The organism is Streptomyces sp. CCM_MD2014 (assembly GCF_000772045.1).
Taxonomy (GTDB): domain Bacteria; phylum Actinomycetota; class Actinomycetes; order Streptomycetales; family Streptomycetaceae; genus Streptomyces; species Streptomyces salinarius.
In genome coordinates this window covers 5276576-5300217 of the sequence record NZ_CP009754.1, presented here as the reverse complement: position 1 = coordinate 5300217, position 23642 = coordinate 5276576, and the positions used below count along the sequence as shown (strand labels likewise).

15 protein-coding genes are annotated in these 23642 nt (G+C 72.5%); 10 read left to right on the top strand and 5 right to left on the bottom strand.

Annotated elements, in window-relative coordinates; all coding sequences use genetic code 11:
- Positions 1-14: 14 nt before the first annotated feature.
- The 3 genes from NI25_RS23715 to NI25_RS23705 all read right to left on the bottom strand — a co-directional run bounded on the left by NI25_RS23715 (position 15) and on the right by NI25_RS23705 (position 5795).
- Positions 15-1535, bottom strand: coding sequence for a DUF5719 family protein (locus NI25_RS23715; protein WP_061444375.1), 1521 nt, complete (start codon positions 1533-1535; stop codon positions 15-17).
- Positions 1532-5317: a glycosyltransferase family 2 protein gene (locus tag NI25_RS23710; protein WP_078884715.1), complete on the bottom strand. Its 3786-nt coding sequence runs from the start codon at positions 5315-5317 to the stop codon at positions 1532-1534. The genes NI25_RS23715 and NI25_RS23710 overlap by 4 nt, the downstream gene beginning before the upstream one ends.
- 214 nt (positions 5318-5531) lie before the next feature.
- Entirely contained in the window at positions 5532-5795 is a 264-nt protein-coding gene (locus NI25_RS23705; RefSeq protein WP_003975777.1) for a WhiB family transcriptional regulator, read from the bottom strand.
- Between the two features lie 686 nt (positions 5796-6481).
- On the opposite strand from NI25_RS23705, the gene NI25_RS23700 reads away from it, so the two are divergent.
- The 4 genes from NI25_RS23700 (at position 6482) to NI25_RS23685 (ending at position 10423) form a co-directional block, all read left to right on the top strand.
- Positions 6482-7006, top strand: a complete 525-nt coding sequence (locus tag NI25_RS23700) for a cysteine dioxygenase (RefSeq protein WP_061444373.1) — start codon at positions 6482-6484, stop codon at positions 7004-7006.
- 64 nt (positions 7007-7070) lie between these two features.
- Entirely contained in the window at positions 7071-8030 is a 960-nt protein-coding gene (cofD, locus tag NI25_RS23695) for a 2-phospho-L-lactate transferase (RefSeq protein ID WP_061447065.1), read from the top strand.
- Positions 8027-9358, top strand: a complete 1332-nt coding sequence (locus tag NI25_RS23690; RefSeq protein ID WP_061444372.1) for a coenzyme F420-0:L-glutamate ligase — start codon at positions 8027-8029, stop codon at positions 9356-9358. The genes cofD and NI25_RS23690 overlap by 4 nt, the downstream gene beginning before the upstream one ends.
- Positions 9359-9442: 84 nt before the next feature.
- Positions 9443-10423, top strand: coding sequence for a DNA-3-methyladenine glycosylase family protein (locus NI25_RS23685; RefSeq protein WP_061444371.1), 981 nt, complete (start codon positions 9443-9445; stop codon positions 10421-10423).
- 264 nt (positions 10424-10687) lie between these two features.
- On the opposite strand, the gene NI25_RS23680 is transcribed toward NI25_RS23685, so the two are convergent.
- Both NI25_RS23680 and NI25_RS23675 read right to left on the bottom strand, forming a co-directional pair.
- A complete protein-coding gene (locus tag NI25_RS23680; RefSeq protein ID WP_061444370.1) occupies positions 10688-11770 on the bottom strand; it encodes a nucleotidyltransferase family protein in 1083 nt (360 codons plus the stop codon).
- Positions 11771-11915: 145 nt separating this feature from the next.
- Positions 11916-13169 (bottom strand): peptidoglycan recognition protein, encoded by a 1254-nt coding sequence (locus NI25_RS23675; protein WP_061444369.1) that lies wholly within the window; start codon positions 13167-13169, stop codon positions 11916-11918.
- Positions 13170-13308: 139 nt separating this feature from the next.
- Between NI25_RS23675 and NI25_RS23670 the strand changes: the two genes are divergently transcribed.
- The 6 genes from NI25_RS23670 (at position 13309) to NI25_RS23645 (ending at position 23634) form a co-directional block, all read left to right on the top strand.
- The gene (locus NI25_RS23670; protein ID WP_061444368.1) at positions 13309-14073 is read left to right on the top strand and encodes a TIGR03089 family protein; all 765 of its coding nucleotides are present in this window, start codon (positions 13309-13311) and stop codon (positions 14071-14073) included.
- Positions 14074-14798: 725 nt separating this feature from the next.
- Positions 14799-15989: an LCP family protein gene (locus tag NI25_RS23665; protein WP_061444367.1), complete on the top strand. Its 1191-nt coding sequence runs from the start codon at positions 14799-14801 to the stop codon at positions 15987-15989.
- Positions 15990-16255: 266 nt separating this feature from the next.
- The gene (locus NI25_RS23660) at positions 16256-17965 is read left to right on the top strand and encodes an LCP family protein (protein WP_061444366.1); all 1710 of its coding nucleotides are present in this window, start codon (positions 16256-16258) and stop codon (positions 17963-17965) included.
- Positions 17966-18216: 251 nt separating this feature from the next.
- The gene (locus NI25_RS23655) at positions 18217-19938 is read left to right on the top strand and encodes an LCP family protein (protein WP_199561016.1); all 1722 of its coding nucleotides are present in this window, start codon (positions 18217-18219) and stop codon (positions 19936-19938) included.
- Positions 19939-20144: 206 nt separating this feature from the next.
- The gene (locus tag NI25_RS23650; RefSeq protein ID WP_199561014.1) at positions 20145-21878 is read left to right on the top strand and encodes an LCP family protein; all 1734 of its coding nucleotides are present in this window, start codon (positions 20145-20147) and stop codon (positions 21876-21878) included.
- A gap of 76 nt (positions 21879-21954) precedes the next feature.
- Entirely contained in the window at positions 21955-23634 is a 1680-nt protein-coding gene (locus tag NI25_RS23645) for an LCP family protein (RefSeq protein WP_061444365.1), read from the top strand.
- Positions 23635-23642 lie beyond the last annotated feature (8 nt).

Below are 23642 nucleotides of genomic sequence, written 5' to 3'. Positions count from 1 at the left end.
GGTCGCCCCGGCCACTACTTCTGCAGTACCGACAGGTCCTCGTCCGCGTTGGGCACCGAGACCATGCCCCGGTCGTCGGGGAGGGTCTGGACGGTGAAGGACGCCACGTCGTCGTCCGAACCGGTCAGGGTGCGCGACGCGTAGACCGGGCCGCCCGACACGGTCTCGACGGTCAGCGCGTAGGAGCCCTTGAGCCCCGCGGGCACCGGCGCGTCGACGTTCTGGGTCGTGCCGGCCTTCAGCGTGTAGGTCTTGGTCGCCGTCGTGCCGCCCTCGGTGCCCGCCGACGCCGTGACCTTGACCTTCGCCGCCGCCTCGGGTGCGGACAGGGCCAGGGTGGTGCTCTTGGCGCGGTTGTCCGCGGCCGTCGCGCGCGCGCCGACCGGGTCGGAGGCCGGGATGAACGCGGACTCCTGCTCGTCGCCCTTCCCCCGCACGACCCGGACCGCGGCCACGACCGGCACGGACCGGTCCGTGGGCGTGAGCACCAGCGAACCCGCCTCGCCGCGCGTGACCTCGCCGAGGTCGACGCCGGTCGTCATACCGGCCTTGACGTGCACGGTCTCGTGGCCGGCGGGCGTGATCAGCCCGGTCGGCGAGGCGAGTCGCACCTTCAGGTCGGCGTCGGTGCCACCGGGCGTGAACAGCACCAGGCGTACGGCGGTGGCGTCCTTCGGGATGCCCGGCACGACCAGGTCGCTCGCCGGGTCCGCGGCCGCGGTCAGCCAGTCGCCGCCGGTCTTGTCGTCCAGGGCCTGCACCGCGGCGCCGAGCCGGCCGCTGCGCACGCCGACGTGCACGGTCAGGTCGGTCTGCTTCACGTCGCTGAGGGTCGACAGCAGCAGGGACTCGGTGGCGTGCGGGGGCACCGTGACGCCCTCGCCCACCGTGGACTTCAGGGCACCGTCCTTGCCGTACAGCTCGATGTCGACGACGGCCGCCGAGTCGTCGGGGTTGGTCAGGTGCACGTAGTCGGTGCGGCCGGTGGCGGTGCTGGCGCCCGGGAACCAGAACTCCGTGTCCGGAGCGGTGCAGTTGACGCCCTGCAGCCCCCGGCCCGTCCCGGCGGCCACCTCCGTGGTCTGCTGCACCGTCCAGCCCGGCGCGCTGCCGCCCTCGGCGGTGCCGAGCAGCGCGGGGGTGTCGGCGCCGGTGGTCTTCCCGGCGACGGGCGTACCGGGCGCCTTGGGCTGGACGACCGGCTTCTCCGCCTTCTTGCCCTTCTCGTCCTTCTCGTTTTTGTCGTCGCCCTTGCCGCCGCCCCCGGTGGCGTCGCCCGACTCCGCCGCCACGAGTGCGGCGCCGCCCTTCTCGTCGGCGCCCTTCGTGACGGGCGTGAAGGACGTGTACGCGGTCTCGGCGAGGTCGGAGGTGCTGGGTGCCGGGCACAGCAGGCTGGTGCGCTCCACGGGCAGCCGGGCGGCCGGCGCCGCGGTGTCCGGGCCGGAGTCGTCCGGGGCCGACACCGCGGCGAACCCGGTGACGGCGGCGAGCGCGGTCGCGCAGGCGATCAGGGACAGGGTCGTGCGCTTCACTGCTGGCTCCCGTCGGGGCGCTCACTGCCCGTGCCGTGGGGCTGCTGGGACTGGGAAGGGTCGTACGGCGTGCCGTAACCGCCCTGGCCGTACGCCTGGTCGAACGCGGGGTCGTACCCGGTCTCCCGACCCTGCGCCGGGTCTCCGTACGCGTACGGGTCGTACGGGCCGCCCGTCCCGTACTGCGCGCCCTGGCCGCCGGGGCCGCCCTGGTAGGCGTCCTGCCGGTACGGGTCCCCCTGGTACGGCTGCTGCCCGTAGGCGGCGGGGTCGTACTGCTGGGCGCCCTGGTACTGCTCGCCGCCGTAGCCGCCGTCGTAGGAGCCGTACTCGGTGCCGGTGTACCCCGTCGTGTCCCACGCGCCGTACGCCTGCTGCTGCGGAACCGGTACGGGGGCCGCCGAGGGCGGCTCGGGAACCTCGGGGGTCTCGGGCGCGTCGCCCGCTGCCCCGGGGCCCGGCTCCACGCCGGCTCCGGCCTCGGCTTCCGCCGCCTCCGCCTCGGCCTGGGCGCGCAGGCGCCGTGCCCGGCGTCCCTCGCCCTCGGCCGCCTGGGCCGGGACGAGCTGCTCGTCGGGCAGGTCGTCGTCGACGTCGCGGCGCCTGCCGGGCAGGGCGAGCACGACGAGGACGACGCCGAGGAGTCCCTGGACCCACACCCAGACCGTGTGCGTGAACGGGGCGTCGTAGGTGGCGTCCAGCCGGCCGCCGGAGGCGGGGAGTTCGAAGCCCTGGGCCCAGCCGTCGACCGTGGTGCGGGTGAGCGCCTTTCCGTCCAGGGTCGCCGTCCAGCCCTCGGCGGCGGTGTCGGCCAGGCGCAGCACGCGGCCGTCGGGGCCGGCCTTGACGTCGGTGTGGATCTCGACGGGCCCGGCCGCCACGGGCTCGGGCTCGCCGGCACCGGACTTCTCGCCGGGCACGATGGTCGCGCGCGCGACCTCCTGGTTCACCCGCCACAGTCCGCTGCCGTCCTGCTGGCTGAGCCTGCTCAGTCCGGGCGTGGCGTCCAGGACGCGGGTGACCTCGCGCGGCGCTCCCTTGTGCACGAGCACGTAGCGGACGGCGAATCCGCCGAGCTGGTCGGCCTGGTCGGCGCCGGACCCGGCCACGAGGTTGGCGACGACCTTGTCGAGGGTGCTGTTCCCGCCGTCGCCGGAGGCCAGTTCGCCGTCGCCGAGACGGGCGCCGGAGCCGCGGACCAGCATGTAACTCACGTGCGCGGACGAGTCGCTGTCGAGGACGAGGGTGCGGGCCTGGTCGCGGGTGTGGCTCTCCTCGGCGACGAACGCGGGCACCTGCACGGGGTCGCGTCGCTCCACGGGGCCGTCGGCGCCGCCGATCATCCAGCCGGCGGCGGCGATCAGCGGGCCGAGGGCCGAGGCGAGGGCGATCAGGGCGGCGACGGGCTGGCGCCAGCCGAAGCTCTGCTCGGCCACGCGGAAGCGCGCGCCGTCGGCGCCGAGGGCCGCGGCGGACAGCAGGGCGATGCCGTAGACGAGGGTGGCGGGACCGGCCCAGGCGGAGCGGTTGGACAGGACCGAGAAGACGAGGGCGACCAGGGCGACGGCCCAGGCCGTCCGGACGGCCAACTGCCGCTCGGAGCGCAGCAGTGCCGCCAGCGCGGCCAGCACGACGCCGATGAGGAACAGTCCGCCCACCGTGCCCGGACCGCCGGGGCTGGCGCCGAGCAGGTCGAGCGCGGAGGCGGCCGAGAAGCCGTACGCGAGCCCGGCCTCGTCGAAGAAGCCGAACGGCAGCAGCGACAGCGACCAGGGGGCGAGCAGCAGCAGCGGGGTGCCGAGCTGGGCGAGGAAGCGCAATCCGTACGCCGTGATCTCGCCGCGGCGCAGGGCGAGCACCCCGAGGCCGAGGACCAGCGCGACCGGCCACACCACGGGCGTGAAGGCGGTCGTGATGGTCAGCAGCAGGGCGTACGCCCAGGTGGCGCGCCAGCTGCCGCGGGCGCCGGAGCCCGTCAGGCCGGCCGCCGCGACGCCCGCGCGCGCGATCAGCGGCAGAAGTACGGCGAGGACGGCGGTGCCGATGCGGCCGCCGGCGAGGGCGCCGGTGGCGGCGGGCAGGAAGGCGTAGGCGACGGCGGCCCAGGCGCGCAGCAGCCGGGACGGGACCAGCGGGCGGGAGGCGAAGTACGCGGTGGCGCCCGCCAGGGGCACCGAGCAGACCAGCAGCAGGGTGACGGCGAGTCCGGTGGAGCCGAGCAGGACGGAGGCGAGCGTGGCGAGGATGGCGAGGTAGGGCGGCGCGGAGGCGGTGCCGCCGGTGCCGACCGTGTGCCAGGCGTCCGTGTACCGCGACCACAGCTCGCCGGCGCCGGCCGGAGCGGGCAGCAGCGCGCCGCCCGCCAGGGCGCCGCCGCCGAGGAGCGCGCGGCAGGCGACCAGGGAGACGAGCAGCAGCACCAGGAAGAGCACCGGGCCGGGTTTGCGGGCGATGCGCTTGAGGCGGGCGAACTGCTCGATCTCCAGGAAGTCGGCGTCGTCGCCGCCGGGTCCGGACTCGATGCCGCCGCCGTGCCGTCCGGCACCCGCGGCGGCGTCTGCGTCGGAACCGCCGAAGAGGTCGCCCGCGACCTGCTCGACGGTGGCGCGGACGGTCGCGCCGGGCGGCGGGAACAGGGGCCGCAGTTCGTCCTTCTCGACCTGCGGGCGCCCGCGTTCGCGCCGGCCGGCGAGGATCCGCTCGGGGCGCAGCAGGACGCCCAGCAGGCCCCGGATCTCGTCGAGGGCCTGGCCGGGCACCTTGCCGACGAGGTAGGCGAGGGTCCGCAGCAGGGTGCCGAGGACGATGCGCAGCAGCACCCAGGGCAGTGCGGCGGTGCGGACGTTGACCAGGAGGGTGTGGACGGCGCCGGCCTTGTCCACCTTGTGCGGCGAGGCGGTGGTGCGGCCCGCGCAGTCGACGGCGCGGCGCTCGCGCGAGGCCGCCTCGGCGTGGCGGACGACCGCCTCCGGGGCGACGAGGACGCGCATGCCGGCGGCGTGCGCGCGCCAGCACAGGTCGACGTCGTCGCGCATCAGGGGCAGCCGGCGGTCGAATCCGCCGAGCCGCTCGAAGACGTCGCGCCGGATCAGCATGCCGGCGGTGGACACCGACAGCACGGTGCGGACGTGGTCGTGCTGGCCCTGGTCCTGCTCGCGGCGGTCCAGGCCGGTCCAGCGGCGGCCGGAGTTGGCGATGGAGACGCCGACCTCGAGCAGCTGGCGGCGGTCGTACCAGCCGCGGAGCTTGGGTCCGACGACGGCGACGTCGTCGCGGCCGAGTTCGTACTCGGTGTCGACGACGCGCAGCAACTGGGCGAGGGCGTCGGGTTCGGGGGCGCAGTCGTCGTGCAGCAGCCACAGCCACTGGACCGGCTCTCCGTGGGGCAGCTCCGGCAGGTCGTAGGCGTCGTCGCGCCAGCTGCGCGTGACGGGGTCCCAGCCGCTGGGCCGCTTCAGGTACGGCAGGTCCTCGGGGGTGAGGACGGGGGCGGTGCGGGCGGCCTCCTCGACGGCCTGGCCGAAGCCGGTGCGCCGGGCGAGGTGGAGCACGCGGTCGTCGCCGAGGGCGTCGGCGACCAGCCGGGAGGAGTCGTCGGCGCTGCCGGTGTCGGCGGCAACGGCGTACTGGACGGGGCGCTCCTGGCCGAGCAGCCCGGCGAGCGCGTCGGGCAGCCAGCGGGCTCCGTCGTGGGCGACGAGGACCGCGGTCACCACGTGACGCGGGAACTCAGGTGTGGCAGCGAGGTCTTGCTGGGCTGCCGTGTGACTCTGCACGGACATCGAGGTACGGGCCCCGGTTCGGTGGACTGCGGTGGACGCCCGTGCCTGTTGGGGACGGCGGGGCGTCTCGGACGAGCGCCCACACTATCGGCTGGACACACGGGCGGCCCGCCGCCTGTGGACAACCCACCGGTGACGGGCCGTTACCGCTGCTCGGGCCATCCGCACCGACCGTCCGCGCAGGCCTTTCTGCCGCCGCGTCAGACGTCGGTGCTCAGACCGCGGCCTTCTTCAGGCGGCGCCGCTCCCTCTCGGACAGGCCGCCCCAGATGCCGAAACGCTCGTCGTTGGCAAGGGCGTACTCGAGGCATTCGGAGCGGACCTCGCAGGCGAGGCAGACCTTCTTGGCCTCGCGGGTGGAGCCGCCCTTCTCGGGGAAGAAGGACTCGGGGTCGGTCTGGGCGCACAGTGCGCGCTCCTGCCAGCCGAGCTCCTCGTCCGCGTCGTCGACCAGCAGTTGCTGCACCAGCTCGGTCATGTGCGCCCCTCGTCTGTCTTTCGCGTCCCCGTGATCCAGCCGTTACCGATTCCGGCTGAACGACACGAGTGAAATTACAAGTGTGCTGCTCCGGGCGAGTCAAGCCGAGATCTGCTATTGGGCCCCTTATTCACTCTGCGGAACCAAGGCCGTGCAGTAAGTGTTCAAATCGCCATAAACCTTGACATAGCAATGAGCCCGCCGGGGAGTCCGTCCCGTTCAACGTCTGCACCAGGAAGGACGCCCCGGCGATCGATCCCGTTCCGATACACGCGCCGAAGCGAACCTGATCACATTCGGATCACGGGATCGCAACGGGGGTTGTGCGCCCGGCTTGTGCGCCATGTGTCCCGGAAGCCGTATGAGCAAACCTTTCGGCAGCGCGATCAACCGGATGAGGTGAAACATGTCCCACATAACGGGCATCGAGTTGACAGTGCGGGTGTGAACCGCTGTGCTGGTGGGCATGCTCGCGAACTTGGCGCTCGCCTCGACCCGCACCGCCGGGTCCCACGGTGCTGCCCGCGCTCGCTGTAGCTGTTGCCGCTGTTCCAGCTGTTGAGCCGACCGCGCTCCGGCTGTCCCCGAGTCCACGCGACTCGACTGCTCCGTTCCCGCCCCACCAGGGCGTTCTTCGTCATTCGCTCCGCTCCGCCGCACTCTTCCCGCCGAGGAACCACGCACCCATGAACAGCGACAGCGACCTCCAGATCGCCGGCGACATCCTCGAAGTCCCCCACCTTCTGCAGCCTCCGCGCGAGCACCCGGCCACCGTCGCCGAGTTCGCCGGTCTCCTCCGCTCCCTCGCCGCCGACCGCACCGCGTGGGAGCACCTCGTCCGGTACGACGCGACCACCCGCTGGTACCACCGGCTGCGCACCGGCCCCGGGTACGAGGTCTGGCTGCTGTCCTGGGTGCCGGGGCAGGGCAGCGGACGCCACGACCACGGCCCCTCCTCCGGCGTCTGGACGGTCCTGGAGGGCACGCTCACCGAGCACACGGAGCGCGGCACGCGCGCGTTGCGGGCCGGTACGCAGCGCGTGTTCGCGCCGGGGCACGTGCACGAGGTGGTCAACGACGCGCTGGAGCCGGCGGTCAGCCTGCACGTCTACCACCCGGGGCTGACCGAGATGCCGATGCGTTCCCCGCAGTGCTCGGCCGCGGCAGGACAGGACACCGGTGCCGGCACCGCCGCCGCACCGGCACGGTGACGACCTGGCCGACGCACTGACGACTGGCCGACGCACTGTCGTACCCGCCTGCAAGACTGGGCCCATGCGCATTGTGGTTCTGGCAGGCGGCATCGGCGGTGCCCGGTTCCTGCGTGGTCTGAAGCAGGCCGCGCCGGACGCGGACATCACGGTCATCGGCAACACCGGGGACGACATCCACCTCTTCGGGCTGAAGGTCTGCCCGGACCTCGACACGGTGATGTACACGCTCGGCGGCGGCATCAACGAGGAGCAGGGCTGGGGACGGGCGGACGAGACCTTCCACCTCAAGGAGGAGCTCGCGGCGTACGGCGTCGGACCCGAGTGGTTCGGGCTCGGCGACCGCGACTTCGCCACGCACATCGTGCGGACCCAGATGATCACCGCGGGCTTTCCGCTCAGCGCGGTGACCGAGGCGCTGTGCGACCGCTGGAAGCCCGGGGTGCGCCTCATCCCGATGACCGACGACCGCGTGGAGACGCACGTGGCGGTGGAGCTGGACGGGGAGCGCAAGGCGGTCCACTTCCAGGAGTACTGGGTGCGGCTGCGCGCCTCCGTCCCCGCCGAGGCGGTCGTGCCGGTCGGCGCCGAGCAGGCCAAGCCGGCGCCGGGCGTCCTGGAGGCCATCGCGGAGGCGGACGTGATCCTCTTCCCGCCCTCCAACCCGGTCGTCTCCGTCGGCACGATCCTCGCCGTGCCCGGCATCCGGGAGGCGATCGCCGAGGCCGGGGTGCCGGTGGTGGGCCTGTCCCCCATCGTCGGCGACGCGCCGGTGCGCGGGATGGCCGACAAGGTGCTCGCCGCGGTCGGCGTGGAGTCCACGGCCGCCGCGGTCGCCGAGCACTACGGCTCGGGGCTGCTCGACGGCTGGCTGGTCGACACGGTCGACGCCGACTCCGTCACGCGCGTGAAGGCCGCCGGGATCCTCTGCCGCGCCGTACCGCTGATGATGACCGACCTCGACGCCACGGCGCAGATGGCCCGGGAGGCGCTGACGCTGGCGGAGGAGGTGCGGGAGGCGTGAGCGACGAGACGCGCGACGGCGCTTCCGGCCACCGGGACGGCTACCGGGTGTGGGCCCTGCCGGGTCTGCCCGAGGTGCGGCCCGGCGACGACCTGGCCAAGCTCATCGCGGCCGCCGAGCCCGGACTGGCCGACGGGGACGTGCTGCTCGTCACGTCCAAGATCGTGTCCAAGGCCGAGGGCCGGATCGTCGAGGCCGCCGACCGGGAGGCCGCGATCGACGCCGAGACGGTGCGGGTGGTGGCCCGGCGGGGCACGCTGCGTATCGTCGAGAACCACCTGGGTCTGGTCATGGCGGCGGCCGGCGTCGACGCCTCCAACACCCCGCAGGGGACCGTGCTGCTGCTCCCCGAGGACCCCGACGCCTCCGCGCGGGGCATCCGCGAGGGGCTCCGCGACACGCTCGGCGTCGACGTCGGCGTGATCGTCACCGACACCGTCGGACGGCCCTGGCGGTCCGGGCTCACCGACATGGCGATCGGCGCCGCGGGCGTCCGCGTCCTCGACGACCTGCGCGGCGGCACGGACGCGTATGGCAATCCGCTCACTGCCACCGTCGTCGCCACCGCCGACGAGCTGGCCGCCGCGGGCGACCTGGTCAAGGGCAAGGCCGCCGGCCTGCCCGTCGCCGTCGTACGCGGGCTGCCGCAGGTGGTCGCCGAGGACGACGGCGAGGGCGCGCGGGCGCTGGTGCGCGGCGCGCGCGGCGACATGTTCCGCCTCGGCACCTCGGAGGCGGTACGACAGGCGGTCACCCAGCGGCGTACGGTACGGACCTTCACGGACGAGCCGGTCGACCCCGGCGCCGTGCGCCGGGCGGTGGCCGCCGCCGTGACCGCGCCGGCGCCGCACCACACGACGCCGTGGCGGTTCGTGCTCCTGGAGTCGGCGGACTCCCGCACCCGGCTGCTCGACGCGATGCGGGACGCCTGGATCGCGGACCTGCGGCGCGACGGCAGGAGCGAGGAGTCCGTCGCCAAGCGCGTGCGGCGCGGCGACGTCCTGCGCAACGCGCCCTACCTCGTCGTCCCCTGCCTGGTCATGGACGGCTCGCACAGCTACGGGGACGCGCGGCGCGACGGGGCCGAGCGGGAGATGTTCGTGGTCGCCGCCGGTGCGGGCGTGCAGAACCTGCTCGTCGCGCTGGCCGGGGAGCGGCTGGGTTCCGCGTGGGTGTCCTCGACGATGTTCTGCCGGGACGTCGTACGGGAGGTGCTGGGGCTGCCGGGCGACTGGGACCCGATGGGCGCGGTGGCGGTCGGGCATCCGGCCGAGGAGCCGAAGGCGCGGCCGGAGCGGGACGCGGGGGCGTTCATCGAGGTGCGGTAGCCCTCTACTCTCGTAGGGGCTCTCCCTCAGCTCTCGTAGGGGCTTTCCCTCAGCTCTCGTACGGCTCTCCCAAGGATCTCGCTCGTGGCAGGACGTTTCGCTCCCCGGCCCCCTCGCGCCACCGCGCGCGGTGGGATACCCCGGCAGGCGTACGCGCCGGGCCGGGTCCGGGTGTGGGTGCCCGACGGGCCGCTGGAGCTGGGGCTGGTGCTCGGGCCGCTGCGGCGCGGGCCGGGCGATCCGACGTTCCGGACGATGCCGGACGGGTCGGTGTGGCGGGCCAGCCGGACGCCCGCCGGGCCGGGCACCCTGCGGGTCACCGCGCGCGACGGTGAGCTGCGGGGCGAGGCCTGGGGGCCGGGGGCCGAGTGGCTGCTGGAGGAGCTGCCGCGGATGCTGGGCGCCGAGGACGACCCGTCCGCGTTCGTGCCGCGGCACCGGCTGCTGGCGGTCACGGCGCATCGGCGTCCGGGGCTGCGGCTGGGACGGACCGGGCTGGTGCTGGAGTCGTTGATCCCCTCGATCCTGGAGCAGAAGGTCACGACGCTGGAGGCCTACCAGGCGTGGCGGCTGCTGGTGCGGAAGTTCGGCGAGCCGGCGCCGGGGCCCGCGCCCGGGCGGATGTGTGTGATGCCGGCGGCGCGGACGTGGGCGATGATCCCGTCCTGGGAGTGGCATCTGGCCGGGGTGGACGACAAGCGGGCGTCGACGATCCTGCGGGCCGTGCGGGTCGCCGCGCGGCTGGAGGAGGCGGCGGGGATGGAGCCGGCGGCCGCGCGGGAGCGGCTGGAGGTTCTGCCGGGGGTCGGGCCGTGGACGTCGGCGGAGACCGTGCAGCGCAGTCACGGGGCGCCGGACGCGGTGACGGTGGGGGATCTGCATCTGCCGGGGATCGTGGGCTTCGCGCTCGGCGGGGACCGGTACGCGGACGACGCGGAGATGCTGCGGTTGCTCGAGCCGTATGCGGGGCAGCGGCATCGGGCGGCCCGGCTGGTGTTGTTGAGTGGGCGGGTGCCGGGGAGGCGGGCGCCGCGGATGGCTCCGCGGGGGATTGAGCGGTTGTAGGGGTCCGGGGCTCGCTGGTCGGCCGGGGTGCGGGTGCGCTGGGGTGCGGGCGTGCTGGGGTGCGGGCGGGGGGTGCGCAGCCCGGCGCTGGCGGGGTGCCGCCTGCGCCCACCCGTGCCGCCCCAGCGGCACGACTGCCCGCAGGAACGGCGGCATGGCGCCTGCCCGCAGGTACGGCGCACGGCGACTGCCCGCGGCTGGGGCGGGAGACGGCGACTGCCCGCGGCCGGGGCGGGAGACGGCGACTGCTCGCGGCCGGGGCGGCTAGGTGTCCGAGGAGAAGCGGAGGGCTGCCGGGGGGATCTGGGCGTCGCACCAGATGCGGGCGCCGGAGCGGAGTTCGTTGTCGGCGCCGATGACCGCGCCGTCGCCGATGACCGTGTCGGCGAGGACCGAGCGGGTGCCGACGCGGGCGCCCGTGCCGATGAGGGAGTCGGTGATCAGGACGCCCGGTTCGATGACGGCACCCGGCAGGATCGTGCTGCCGAAGACGCGCGCTCCCTCCGCCACGAAGGCGCCCTCGCCGACCACCGTGCCGCCGGCCAGCTTGGCGCCGGGCGCGACCTGCGCCGTGGGCAGGACGAGGCGGTCCCCGCAGCGGCCCGGTATCGCCGGGGACGGGGCGCGGCCCAGGACCAGGTCGGCCGAGCCGCGTACGAAGGCCGCCGGGGTGCCCAGGTCCAGCCAGTAGGTGGAGTCGACCATGCCCTGGAGGTGGGCGCCGGTGGCGAGGAGCTCGGGGAAGGTCTCGCGTTCGACCGAGACGGGGCGCCCCGCCGGGATCGTGTCGATGACCGAGCGGCGGAAGACGTACGCCCCCGCGTTGATCTGGTCGGTGACGATCTCCTCGGGGGTCTGCGGCTTCTCCAGGAAGGCGAGCACCCGGCCCGCGTCGTCGGTGGGGACCAGGCCGTAGGCCCTCGGGTCCGTGACCTTGGTCAGGTGCAGGGAGACGTCCGCGCCCGTCGTCTCGTGGGTGCGGACCAGCGCGCCGATGTCCAGGCCCGTCAGGATGTCGCCGTTGAAGATCAGCACCGGCTCGTCGGGGCCGGAGTGCAGCCGGGACGCCACGTTGCGGATCGCGCCGCCCGTGCCGAGCGGCTCCTCCTCCGTGACGTACTCCAGGTGCAGGCCGAGCGCCGAGCCGTCGCCGAAGTACGGCTCGAAGACCTCGGCCAGGTAGCTGGTCGCGAGCACGATGTGCTCGACGCCGGCCGCCTTGGCCCGCGCCAGCTGATGCGTGAGGAACGGCACTCCGGCAGCCCGGACCATGGGCTTGGGCGTGTTCACCGTGAGCGGGCGAAGCCGCGTGCCCTTGCCGCCGACCAGGAGGATCGCTTCTGTCACCTGTCGTCTCTGCTTCCTGCCGGGACCGGCCGAACTGTCTTTCGGCGGGCCAGTGTATGCAGACCGTTCCGTGGTGCCTTCGAGGACCGAGCGGCGGCGTGCCCCCATCGGCCCGTCCGCCGGTCCCGGTCGGTCTCGGCCGGCCTCAGCGGCCCTGGTACGCCGCCGCCTTCGCACGGGCCGAACCGAGCTTGGCGTAGAGCTTCTTTCCGGGGCAGTTCGTGGCGAAGCCGTCGCGGTGACCGGAGATGACGTTCAGTCGTACCTTCCTGCCCTTTGGGTAGAGATTGCCACCCCCGGACTTGAGGTATGTCTTCCCGCGCGGATTCACGCCGTAGAGCCCGACCTTCCACGCGGTGAGCCGGGCGATCGCCTTCAGGGCGGCCGACGACGGCTTCTTCGAGCTGTACGTGCCCAGGACGGCGATGCCCATGCTGTTGGAGTTGAACCCCAGGGTGTGGGCGCCCAGTACGGGCTTGGACACGCCGCCCGCCCGGCCCTCGTAGATGTTTCCGCACTTGTCGACGAGGAAGTTGTAGCCGAGGTCGCGCCAGCCCATGCTCTTGACGTGGTAGCGGTAGATCCCGCGGATGACCGACGGCGCCTGTGAGCAGCGGTAGTTGTTGCCGGTGTCCGAGTGGTGCACGAAGGCCGCTTTGATCTTCTTCGTGTAAACGAACCCCTTGTCGCGCAGCTTCTCGTCGGCGCCCCAGCCGCGGCGGGTGGTGATGCGCGGGCGGGGGCCGGCGTGCGGCTTGGTCTTCTGCCGGGCGGGGAGCGCGGGGAGGACTGCGGGTTCGGTGGCCTCGGTCCGCACGCGGTTCGCCGGCGGCGGGGCGTCCTCGCCGGGGTCGACGAGTTCGAGGCGCAGGCCGGCAGGGAGCCGCGGAGCGGCCGGGGCGGTACGGGCGGCCCCCGGAGCGTCCTCCGCCCGGACCCGGACTTCCACGCCGTCGGACTCGCCCACCCACAGCGGTGCGGTGGCGCCGCGGACGCGACCCGAGGCGCTCTCGGGGGTGCCGGGGTCGGCGGCGTGGTCGGCGTTGTGGGTCTCCAGCTCCCGCCAGCCGGACCAGGTGCCGGTCGCGGTGGCCCGGGTACGGACCTCGACGCGACCGTGGAGTTCGGTGGCGGGGTCGTCCCAGACGACGCCGACGAGCGAGAAGTGCCGTACGTCCCGGCGGGTCAGGCCCTGTTCGGCCGCGCCGGGTGCCCGGTCGCGGGCGAGGGGGGTGAGGGGCAGCGACTGGGTGCCGCCGGGTGTGTGGGCGGCGGGCCGTGCCGCCGGGTTCGTCACGGGCGGGGCCGAGGAGGTGGTCGCTGCCGCGGGCGGGGCGAGCGGGAGGGCCAGGGCCGCCGCGCATGTGACACCGGTCGAGGAAGCCAGAAATCCACGCATGCCCCTGATTCTGTACATCATTGGACAAACATGTCTATTTGGGATCTGACGGGCCGTAGGGTTCTCTCGTGCGATCCGGTGGTGGTGCGGTGCGCCGTCCACTCGGTGCGCGTCGCGTGGCCCGCGTACGCTTGCCCGGGTGAACGCGACCGACCGCACCCCTGCCGACCTGCTGAGTTCCGCGCTCGCCGCGGACCCGGGACGCCCCCTGGTGACCTTCTACGACGACGCCACGGGCGAACGCGTCGAACTATCCGTGGCGACCTTCGCCAATTGGGTGGCCAAGACCGCCAATCTCCTCCAGGACGAACTGTCCGTCGAACCCGGCGACCGGGTCGCGCTGCTGCTGCCCGCGCACTGGCAGACGGCGGTGTGGCTGCTGGCGTGTGCTTCGGTGGGCGTCGTCGCCGACGTGGCGGGCGACCCGAAGGCGGCGGACGTGGTCGTGAGCGGGCCGGAGCCGGAGTCGCTGGAGGCGGCGCGGGCGTGCTCGGGGCCGCGGATCGCGCTGGCACTGCGGCCGCTCGGGGGGCGGTTCGCGCCGGCCGCGCCGGAGGGCTTCGCCGATTACGCGGTGGAGGTGCCGGGGCAGGGGGACCGGTTCGCGCCGTACGCGCCGGTGGATCCGGAGGCGCCGGCGCTGATCGTGGCCGGGCGGGAGTTCAGCGGCGCGGAGGTCGTGGAGCGGGCTCGGGCGGAGGCGTCGGGGCTGGGGCTCACGGGGCCGGGGGCGCGGATTCTGTCGGGGTTGCCGTATGACACGTGGGAGGGGCTGAGCGCGGGGCTGTACGGGCCGTTGGCTTGGGGGGGGTCGGTGGTGCTGTGCCGGCATCTGGAGCTGGCGGGGGCGGGTGTGGTGGATCAGCGGATCGAGGCGGAGCGGGTTTCGGTGACGGCGCGGTGAGGTGTCCGCGGGGTGTTTGGTGGGCCGGGGTTGAGGTGACGCCGGCTGCGAGGTGACGCCGGCGTGGTGGTGACGCCGGCGTGGTGGTGGCACCGGCGTGGCGGTGACGTTGGTGGGTCGGTGAACGATGCCGGCCTGTGCGCGGCGTCGGTGCCGGCGCGGGGTGGGCCGTGTGGCCCGGCGCTGCCGGGGTGCCTCCCCCAGTGCCTGAACGGCCTCGGAGGTACCCCCAGCGCCGCTCGTGCCGCCTTAGGCGGCACGAATGCCCGCAGCTTGGGTGGGTGGGCGACTGGCCGCAGCTTGGGTGGGCGGGCAACCCCTCGCAGCTTGGGTGGGCGGGCGACTGCCCGCAGCTTGGGTGGGCGGGCAACCCCTCGCAGCTTGGGTGGGCGGGCGACTGCCCGCAGCTTGGGAGGGCGGGCAACCCCTCGCAGCTTGGGTGGGCGGGCAACTGCCCGCAGCTTGGGAGGGCGAGCGACTGCCCGCAGCTTGGGCGGGCGGGCAACCCCTCGCAGCTTGGGCGGGCGGGCGACTGCCCGCAGCTTGGGTGGGCGGGTGGCTGCCCGCAGCTCGGGGCGGATGGCTGTCCAACAGCTTGAGGGGGCGGGGGACTGGCCCGGGGGCGGCGGTCGGGCGGTGTGCCCCGTTTGGGCTATGTGCGTGCTGTCCTTCGTGTTGCCCCGGGGCATGGTCGTAGCAGCGCTCTGGTGTGGACGGAGGCAGGCGTGGGCGAGGACGCGGGTACGGCGGCCTCCGGTGGGGAGCCGGGGCGCGGGGCGTCCGCGAGCGGCCGTGGGCTGAAGCGGCGGCGGCGCAGACGGCGGCTGGTGATCGCCGGGATCGCGGTCGTCGTGCTGGCCGGGGGTGCCGCGGGCGCCGGGTGGGCGGTGTACGCCAAGCTGAGCGGCAACATCACGGCCGACGAGGCGGCCGCCGCCGAACTCGCCCGGTACGAGAAGGAGCGGCCCACGGCCGTGGTGGACGGCGCGCAGAACATCCTCCTGATCGGGTCGGACTCGCGGGCGGGTGACGGCAACTCCCGCTACGGGCACGATTCCGGGACGGAGCGGTCGGACACCACGATCCTGCTGCACCTGGCCGCGGACCGGGACAGTGCCACCGCAGTCTCCCTCCCCCGCGACCTCATGGTGAACGTCCCCGGCTGCCACCGTCCCGACGGGTCGCTCACCGAGCCGGCGTTCACGCAGTTCAACTACGCCTTCGCGGCGGGTGGTTCGGCGTGCTCGATCCGCACGGTGGAGAAGCTGACCGGCATCCGGATCGACCACCACGTGGTCGTCGACTTCGAGGGCTTCAAGGAGATGGTCGACGCGCTCGACGGCGTCGAGGTGTGCCTGCGCAAGCCGGTCGACGACAAGGACGCCAAGCTGAAACTGCCCGCGGGCAGGGTGACGCTCGACGGGGAGCAGGCACTCGGATACGTCCGTGCACGGAAGTCGCTCGGGGACGGCAGCGACACCGACCGGATGGACCGGCAGCAGCGTTTCCTGGGGGCGCTCGTGAACAAGGTGCAGAGCAACGGCGTACTGCTGAATCCGGTGAAGCTGTACCCCGTACTGGACGCGGCGACGTCCTCGCTCACGACGGATCCCGAGCTGGCGAGTCTGCGCGGCCTGTACGACCTCGTGCGCGGGCTGCGCGGAATTCCCACCGAGCGCGTGCAGTTCCTGACCGTCCCGCGGGAGTCGTACGCGGGCGACGCCAATCGCGACCAACTCGTGCAGCCCGCCGCCGAGAAGCTGTTCACCCGCCTGCGGACGGACGAGCCCGTGACGATCACGGCCGAGCGGTCGGACTCGAGCGGCGGTACCGGGAATTCCGGCGAAACCGGTGCCGCCGAATCCCCGGCGCCGACGTTCAGCGGGAACACCGCCGACGAGGACATCTGCGAGTAAAGCGCATTCCAAGAAGGGGCAACCGCGAGTGCAAGGTGGCATGCGCGCGCGGACAATTGTCCGAGAAATGCGCCGGATTGCCCAGTTGTAAGGTTCGTGGAATGCGTCACTGCCGTCGCCCCGCGCCGGACGGGGCGGTTAGTGTGAGCGATCCGGTGTGCCCGGCCGCGGAGTTCTGCCCTGGCCACGCACTGAACTGACGTGAGCGAGACCGGGCGCCCGGAGGGGAGGGCGCCGCGTGGCCCCGACGGAGGATTCGGAAAACCGTGGACGCGCAAGGCCGTGGGCAGGCGGAGGACATCGACCCCGCAGACCAGTGGGTGCTCAATCCGGACACCGGCGATTACGAATTGCGACTGCCTTCTTCCGCTCCGCAGTCACCGGTCCCGGGGCCCCGCCGGGCCACGCCGGCACCGAGTCCCGAGGTTCCCGCGCCGCGCAGGCGGCGTGCGACGCCGGAGGAACCGCCGCCGGGACGGCGCGACCGCCGGCGGCCGACGAAGAAGGCCAAGAAGAAGTCGAGGGGCAAGAAGATACTTCTGTGGACCGGCGGCACGATGGCGTTCGTCATCCTCGCCGCCGGCACGGCCGGTTATCTGTATCTCCAGCACCTCAACGACAACATCGAGTCCCTCCCGGACGACGGCGCGAGCACCGGCGGCTTCCGCAAGGACGAGGCGATCAACATCCTGCTGATCGGCACCGACAAGCGCACCGGCTCCGGCAACGACGGCTACGGAGACAAGGGCAGCGCCGGCCACGCCGACACCACGATCCTGCTGCACGTCTCCAAGGACCGCTCCAACGCGACCGCCCTCAGCATCCCCCGCGACCTGATCGTCGACGTCCCCGACTGCCCGACCACTCAGGAGGACGGGAGCACGAAGGTCATCCCGGGCTCCTCCAGCGTCCGCTTCAACGCCAGTCTCGGCCAGAGCGGCCGTACGCCGAGCTGCACCATGCGGACCGTCACCGAACTGACCGGGGTGAAGCCCGACAACTTCATGGTGGCCGACTTCAACGCGGTCAAGACCCTGACCTCGGCGGTCGGCGGCGTCGAGGTCTGTCTGGCGAAGGACATCAACGACCCGGACTCGCACCTGAACCTGTCGGCGGGCAAGCACACCGTCGAGGGCGAAGAGGCCCTCGCCTTCGTCCGCACCCGGCACTCCGTCGGCTTCGGCGGCGACCTGAGCCGCATCGAGATCCAGCAGCAGTTCCTCGGCTCGCTGATGCGCAAGCTGAAGTCCAACGACACGCTCACCAGCCCGACGAAGATGGTGAAACTGGCCGAGGCGGGCACCGAGGCGCTGACCGTCGACGCCAAGCTGAAGGACATCGGCAAGCTGAAGGACCTCGGGTTGGAGCTGGGCAAGCTCGACACCAAGAACCTGACCTTCGCCACGGTGCCGGTGATCGACAACCCGGCCGAGCCGAAGCCGGTGACGGTCGTCCTCAAGGAGGGGCCCGCCCAGCAGGTCTTCGACATGATCAAGAACGACGTCTCCTTCACCGAGGTCAAGAAGAAGGAGAAGGAGAAAAAGAAAAAGGAGGACGCCGCCGTCGCCGCCCGCCTCGAGGGCGCGAAGTCCGACCCCTCCGAGGTTCGCGTCCGCATCCTCAACGGCGGCGCCTCGTCCGGCAGCGCGGGGCGGGAGCTGACCTACCTCCAGAACGAAGCCGGCGTCACGAAGTCCGAGAACGCGGGCAACGCCCCCGCCGACCTCGCCAAGACCACCCTGGAGTACGCCCCCGACCAGGCCGACCAGGCCCGCGCCCTCGCCGAGATCCTCGGCCTGTCCGGCGCCGCCATGAAACCCGGCGAGAGCGTCACCAACTCCCAGGGCCTGCCCACCATGACCCTCACCCTCGGCAAGGACTTCAAGGGCGCCGGAGTCAAGCTCGACGCCACCTCCGCCGAGGCACCCAAGGACCTCCAGAAGTCCACGGCGGACAAGGTCGAGTGCGCGAAGTGACCTGAGGGGCCCCACGCGCGTCTGACAGTACGACAGTCCATGGGTCGGCCGGTCCCCCGTCGGCCGTCCGCCGGAACGGCCGGTCCATCGGCCGGTCCGCCGGTCGGCCGGTCCGTGGATCGGCCGGCCGAGCGGCCTCCGGTGAACAATCCGCCGGTCGCCGTACAGCCAACGAGGGGCTTCGTACGTCCAACTGTGCGGACAGGTCGCGTGCGGGTGCGCGTTCGCGGGCCCGAGGGTGGGAGAGGGACATGACGCAGAGCAGTGTGCGCGGGGAGGGAACGCGACCGGACACCGTCCGGCACGCCCGCGGCCGGCGGGCCGGACGCGACGGCCGGGACGAGAGCACCGGGGACACGGCCGGGCAAGGAGACCCGGGAGGGCCGCAGGGCCACGGCGGCAGAAACGGCAGGCGCTCCGGGCGGCGGCGTGCCGGACGCCGGCACCGCGCGCTGAGGTGGTCCGCGACCACCCTCGCGGTGCTGATACTCGGCACGGCCGGCGCCGGATACCTCTACTACCGGCATCTGAACGGCAACATCGACAAGGGCGAGCGCAGCAGCGGCGACTCCAAGGCGCACAAGACCGAGCCGAACGCGGCCGGCCAGACGCCCCTGAACATCCTGCTGCTCGGCTCCGACAGCCGGGCCTCCGACGCCAACGTCGCGCTGGGCGGCGGCAAGAACCACCGCGACAACCCCCCGCTCGCCGACGTGCAGATGCTGATCCACCTGGCGGCGGACCGCAAGAGCGCCGCGGTGGTGAGCATTCCCCGGGACACCCGGGTCGACATCCCCGCGTGCAAGGACCCCGACACCGGGGAGAAGTTCCCGGCGACCAACGCCATCATCAACACGTCGCTGGCCCGCGGCGGCGCCGGCTGCACCCTGGCGACCTGGGAGAACCTCACCGGGGTCTACATCGACCACTGGATGACGATCGACTTCGCGGGCGTCGTCTCGATGGCGGACGCGGTCGGCGGCGTCGAGGTCTGCGTGAACCAGAACGTGTGGGACCGCCCGCTGCCCGGCGTGCCCGGCGGCTCGGGTCTGAAGATGACGAAGGGCTCGCACAAGGTCAAGGGCGAGGAGGCACTGCAATGGCTGCGGACCCGGCACGCCTGGGGCAGTGACCCGCTGCGGGCCCGGGCCCAGCACATGTACATGAACTCGATGATCCGCACGCTGAAGAGCCAGAACGTCTTCACCGACGCCGGCCGGCTGATGGACCTGGCCGAGGCCGCCACCAAGTCGTTGACGGTCTCCGAGGAGATCGGCACCGTCAAGAAGCTGTACGACCTCGGCATGCAGCTCAAGACGGTGCCCACGGACCGCATCACCATGACGACGATCCCCACGGTCGAGGACCCCCAGGACAAGAACCACCTGCTGCCGGCCACCGACGCCGACAAGATGTGGGCGATGCTCCGCGACGACGTGTCCTTCGACGACAAGGGGACGAAGAAGAAGGACGACGGCAAGGACGGTGGCGAGGGCGCGGCCGGAGACGGTTCCGCGACGGACGACGCCGCCGCGAAGCCCTCCGACGAGCCCGCCGCGGACTCCGAGATCGGCGTTCTCGTCCAGAACGCCACCCGCTCGGCCACCCTCGGCCCGGTCTCCGGCCGGGCCGGCGCGGTCGCCGGGACACTGGTGGACAAGGGCTTCGTGAAGGCGACGAAGGACACCTCGGCGGCGCTCTCCGAGGAGCGGACCGTCGTCCGTTACCCGGGCGACGAGCTGGCGGGCGACGCCCGGCGCGTCGCCGAGGTGCTGGGGATTCCCGCGAACGCGGTGCGCAAGTCGTCGGACGTGTCCGGGATCACTCTCGTCGTGGGAGCTGACTGGCGCGAGGGCACGTCGTATCCGAAGCAGGAGACGCCCGAGGCCGGAGACCTGCCGGAGGGCAGCGACGCCCTCAACGGCTCGGACACCGGCAAGTGCATGGACGTCTACAAGCCCTACCGATGGTAGGAGTTCACGAAAATAGGAGGGAATGCCCTGTTGTAGGGGTGACGATCGTGACACCAGAGTCGTTCGACGCCGAACCGGGCGGATAGTGTGAGCGCTCCGGTGCCCCCTGCCGCGAGGTCCGCCCTGGCGTCGTGCACTTGTTGACTTTTTCTACCGTGCGCCTTCGGGAGAAGGTGCCGCGTGGCCCCGACGGAGGTTTGGAGACCGTGGACGCGCAAGGACGTGGGCGGGCAGACGACGTGGACCCCGCAGACCAGTGGGTGCTGAATCCGCGTACCGGTGAATACGAACTGCGGATGCCCCCTTCCGGACCCTCCGCTCCCTCCGCTCCCTCCGCACCGGAGCCGTCCGTCCCCGGACCCCGCACGGCGGGCCGCCGCACCTCCGCTCCGGGCCGCGAGGTGCCGCCCCAGCGGCGGCGCCGGCCGGAGCCCGAGGAGCCGGTGCCGGGCCGGCGCGGACGCCGCCCCGAGAAGAAGAAGTCCAAGGGCAAGAAGGTCCTGCTGTGGACCGGCGGCACCATGGCCTTCGTCGTCCTCGTGGCCGGCGTGGGCGGCTACCTCTACCTCAAGCACCTCGAGGGCAACGTCTCGACGACGGACGTCGGCAACGCCGGAAGCAGCAGCTTCAGCAAGGACGAGGCCTTCAACATTCTCATCATCGGCACCGACAAGCGCACCGGTGAGGGCAACGAGGGCTACGGCGACAAGGGCAGTGCCGGGCACGCGGACACCAACATCCTGCTGCACGTCGCCAAGGACCGCTCCAACGCCACCGCGCTCAGCATCCCCCGGGACCTGATCGTCGACATCCCCGACTGCGAGACCAAGCTCGAGGACGGGACGACGAAGGTCATCCCCGGGTCCGAGGGCGTCCGGTTCAACCAGAGCCTCGGCGACCTCGGCCGGGACGCGGGCTGCACGATGCGGACGGTGACGGAGACGACCGGCATCAAGCCCGACCACTTCATGATGGCCGACTTCAACGCGGTCAAGACGCTGACCACCGCGGTCGACGGTGTGGAGGTCTGCGTGGAGCACGCCGTCAACGACAAGAAGTCCGGGCTCGTCCTGGACGCGGGCGAGTCCAAGGTCGAGGGAGAGCAGGCCCTGGCCTTCGTCCGCACCCGGCACGCCTTCGGCAACGAGGGCGACCTGGACCGCATCAAGGTGCAGCAGCAGTTCCTGGGCTCGCTCATGCGGAAGATGTCCTCCAGCGACACCCTCACCAGCCCCACCAAGCTGGTGAAGCTGGCCGAGGCGGCGACCAAGGCCCTCACCGTGGACAGCGCCATCGGCAACGTGGGCACGCTCAAGGACATCGCCCTGGAATTGAAGAAGGTGCCGCCGAAGAACATCACGTTCACCACGGTGCCGGTGCTCGACAACCCGGCCGAGAAGGTCAAGGCGACGGTGGTCGTGAACGAGGCGAAGGCCCCGCAGATCTTCGACATGATCAAGAACGACGTCTCCTTCACCGAGGTCGAGCAGGAGAAGAAGGACAAGAAGAAGAAGGAGGACGCCGCCGTCGCCGCCCGCCTCGAGGGCGAGAAGTCCGACCCCTCGGAGATCAGGGTCCGCGTCCTCAACGGCGGTGCTCCCACCGGCAGCGCCCAGCAGGAGCTGAACTACCTCCAGACCCAGGCCGGCGTCACGAAGTCCGAGAACGCGGGCAACGCCCCCGCCGACCTCGCCAAGACCACCCTGGAGTACGCCCCCGACCAGGCCGACCAGGCCCGCGCCCTCGCCGAGATCCTCGGCCTGTCCGGCGCCGCCATGAAACCCGGCGAGAGCGTCACCAACTCCCAGGGCCTGCCCACCATGACCCTCACCCTCGGCAAGGACTTCAAGGGCGCCGGAGTCAAGCTCGACGCCGCATCCGTCGAGAAGCCGGAGCTGGACAACGCGTCCACGGCCGACCAGAAGCTGTGCGCCAGTTGACCTGACGGGCCTGCCGTACGTCTCACAGGACGGCGACGGGTCCGTGCTGCGGCGCGGGGTGGGGAGGGACGCGGAGATGACGCGGAGCAGTGTGCGGGGGGACGACACGCAGGAGGACGCGGCAGACGCCTCCGAGCGTGCGGAGGCCGTCCGCGAGGACGGCGACAACGGTGTCGGCACCGCTGCGGACGACGCCGGGAACGGCACGGCGGACGGCACGGGGAACGACGCCGGGACCGGTGGCGGGGAGCCCGGGACGGCCCGGCCGCCACGTCGGCGCCGCCGCGCCCTGCGCTGGACCGCGGTGCTGCTCGCGGTGGTCCTGGCCGGCACCGCAGGGGCCGGTTACCTCTACTACGAGCACCTCAACGCCAACATCAGGCAGGACGCCCTGAACCTGGGCGACAACAAGGTCGCCGCTCCGACGCCGAACGCGGCCGGCCAGACCCCGCTGAACATCCTCGTCATCGGCTCGGACGCCCGGGACAGCGAGGAGAACCAGCAACTGGGCGGCGCCCGCGAGACGTTCGGCTCCACGCCGCTCGCGGACGTGCAGATGCTGGTGCACCTGTCGGCCGACCGCAGCAACATGTCGGTGGTCAGCATGCCGCGCGACACCCTGCTGGAGATACCCAAGTGCACCGACCCGGACGACGGCACGGTGTACCCGGCGAGCAAGGGACGGGTGATGACCAACCAGAGCCTCGGCCACGGCGGTCCGGGCTGCACGGTGGCCACCTGGCAGGAGCTGACCGGCATCCACATCGACCACTTCGTGATGGTCGACTTCGCGGGCGTGGTCTCGATGGCGGACGCCGTCGGAGGCGTCCCGGTCTGCGTGGACGCCAACATCCACTCCCGCGACGGCGGGGGCCACGGCTCCGGTCTGAAGCTCGAGAAGGGCACCCACCCGGTCAAGGGCGAGCAGGCCCTGCAGTGGCTGCGCACCCGGTACGGCTTCGAGGACGGCAGCGACCTCGCGCGGGCCAAGGCCCAGCACATGTACCTCAACTCGATGGTGCGGGTACTGCGGGAGAACGCGACCCTCAGCAGCCCGAACCGGCTGCGCAGGCTCGCCGAGGAGGCCACCGAGGCGCTCACCGTCGACCCGGGCCTGGACTCCGTCAAGAAGCTGTACGACCTCAGCGACGAGCTGCGCAAGGTGAAGCCCGAGCGCATCACCATGACCACGATGCCCAACCGGTACGTGGGCGCCCGCGTCGAACCGACCGAGGACGCGGAGCAGTTGTTCCGGCTGGTGCGCGAGGACATCGCCCTGGACGGCAAGGACGCGAAGAAGAAGCCCGACGCCGAACCGGAGCCCCCGGCCGACCCGGCCGCCCCCGACGACGAGCTGGCGGTCCAGGTCCGCAACGGCACCCGCACGGACGAGCTGGGCATCGCTCCCGGACGTGCGAACACGATCGCCGGGCTCCTGGTGGAGCGGGGCTTCACGAAGGCGGTCGCGGACTCCTCGGTGCTGCCGAGCGAGGACCGTACGGTGATCCGCTACCCGAGCGCCGACCTGGAGGGAGACGCACGGCGTGTCGCCAAGTCCCTGGGCATCCCGGCGAGTTCGGTGAAGCGGTCGACGGACGTCTCCGGCGTCACCCTCGTCGTGGGCGCCGACTGGCGCGAGGGAACGGCGTACAAGGCGCCCGGGAGCGACGACAGCACTCCCGAGTCCGCCCAGGCCCTCAACGGCGCGGACGACAGCGCCTGCATGCACGTGAACCCGGCGTTCACCTGGTCCTGAGGCGGCAG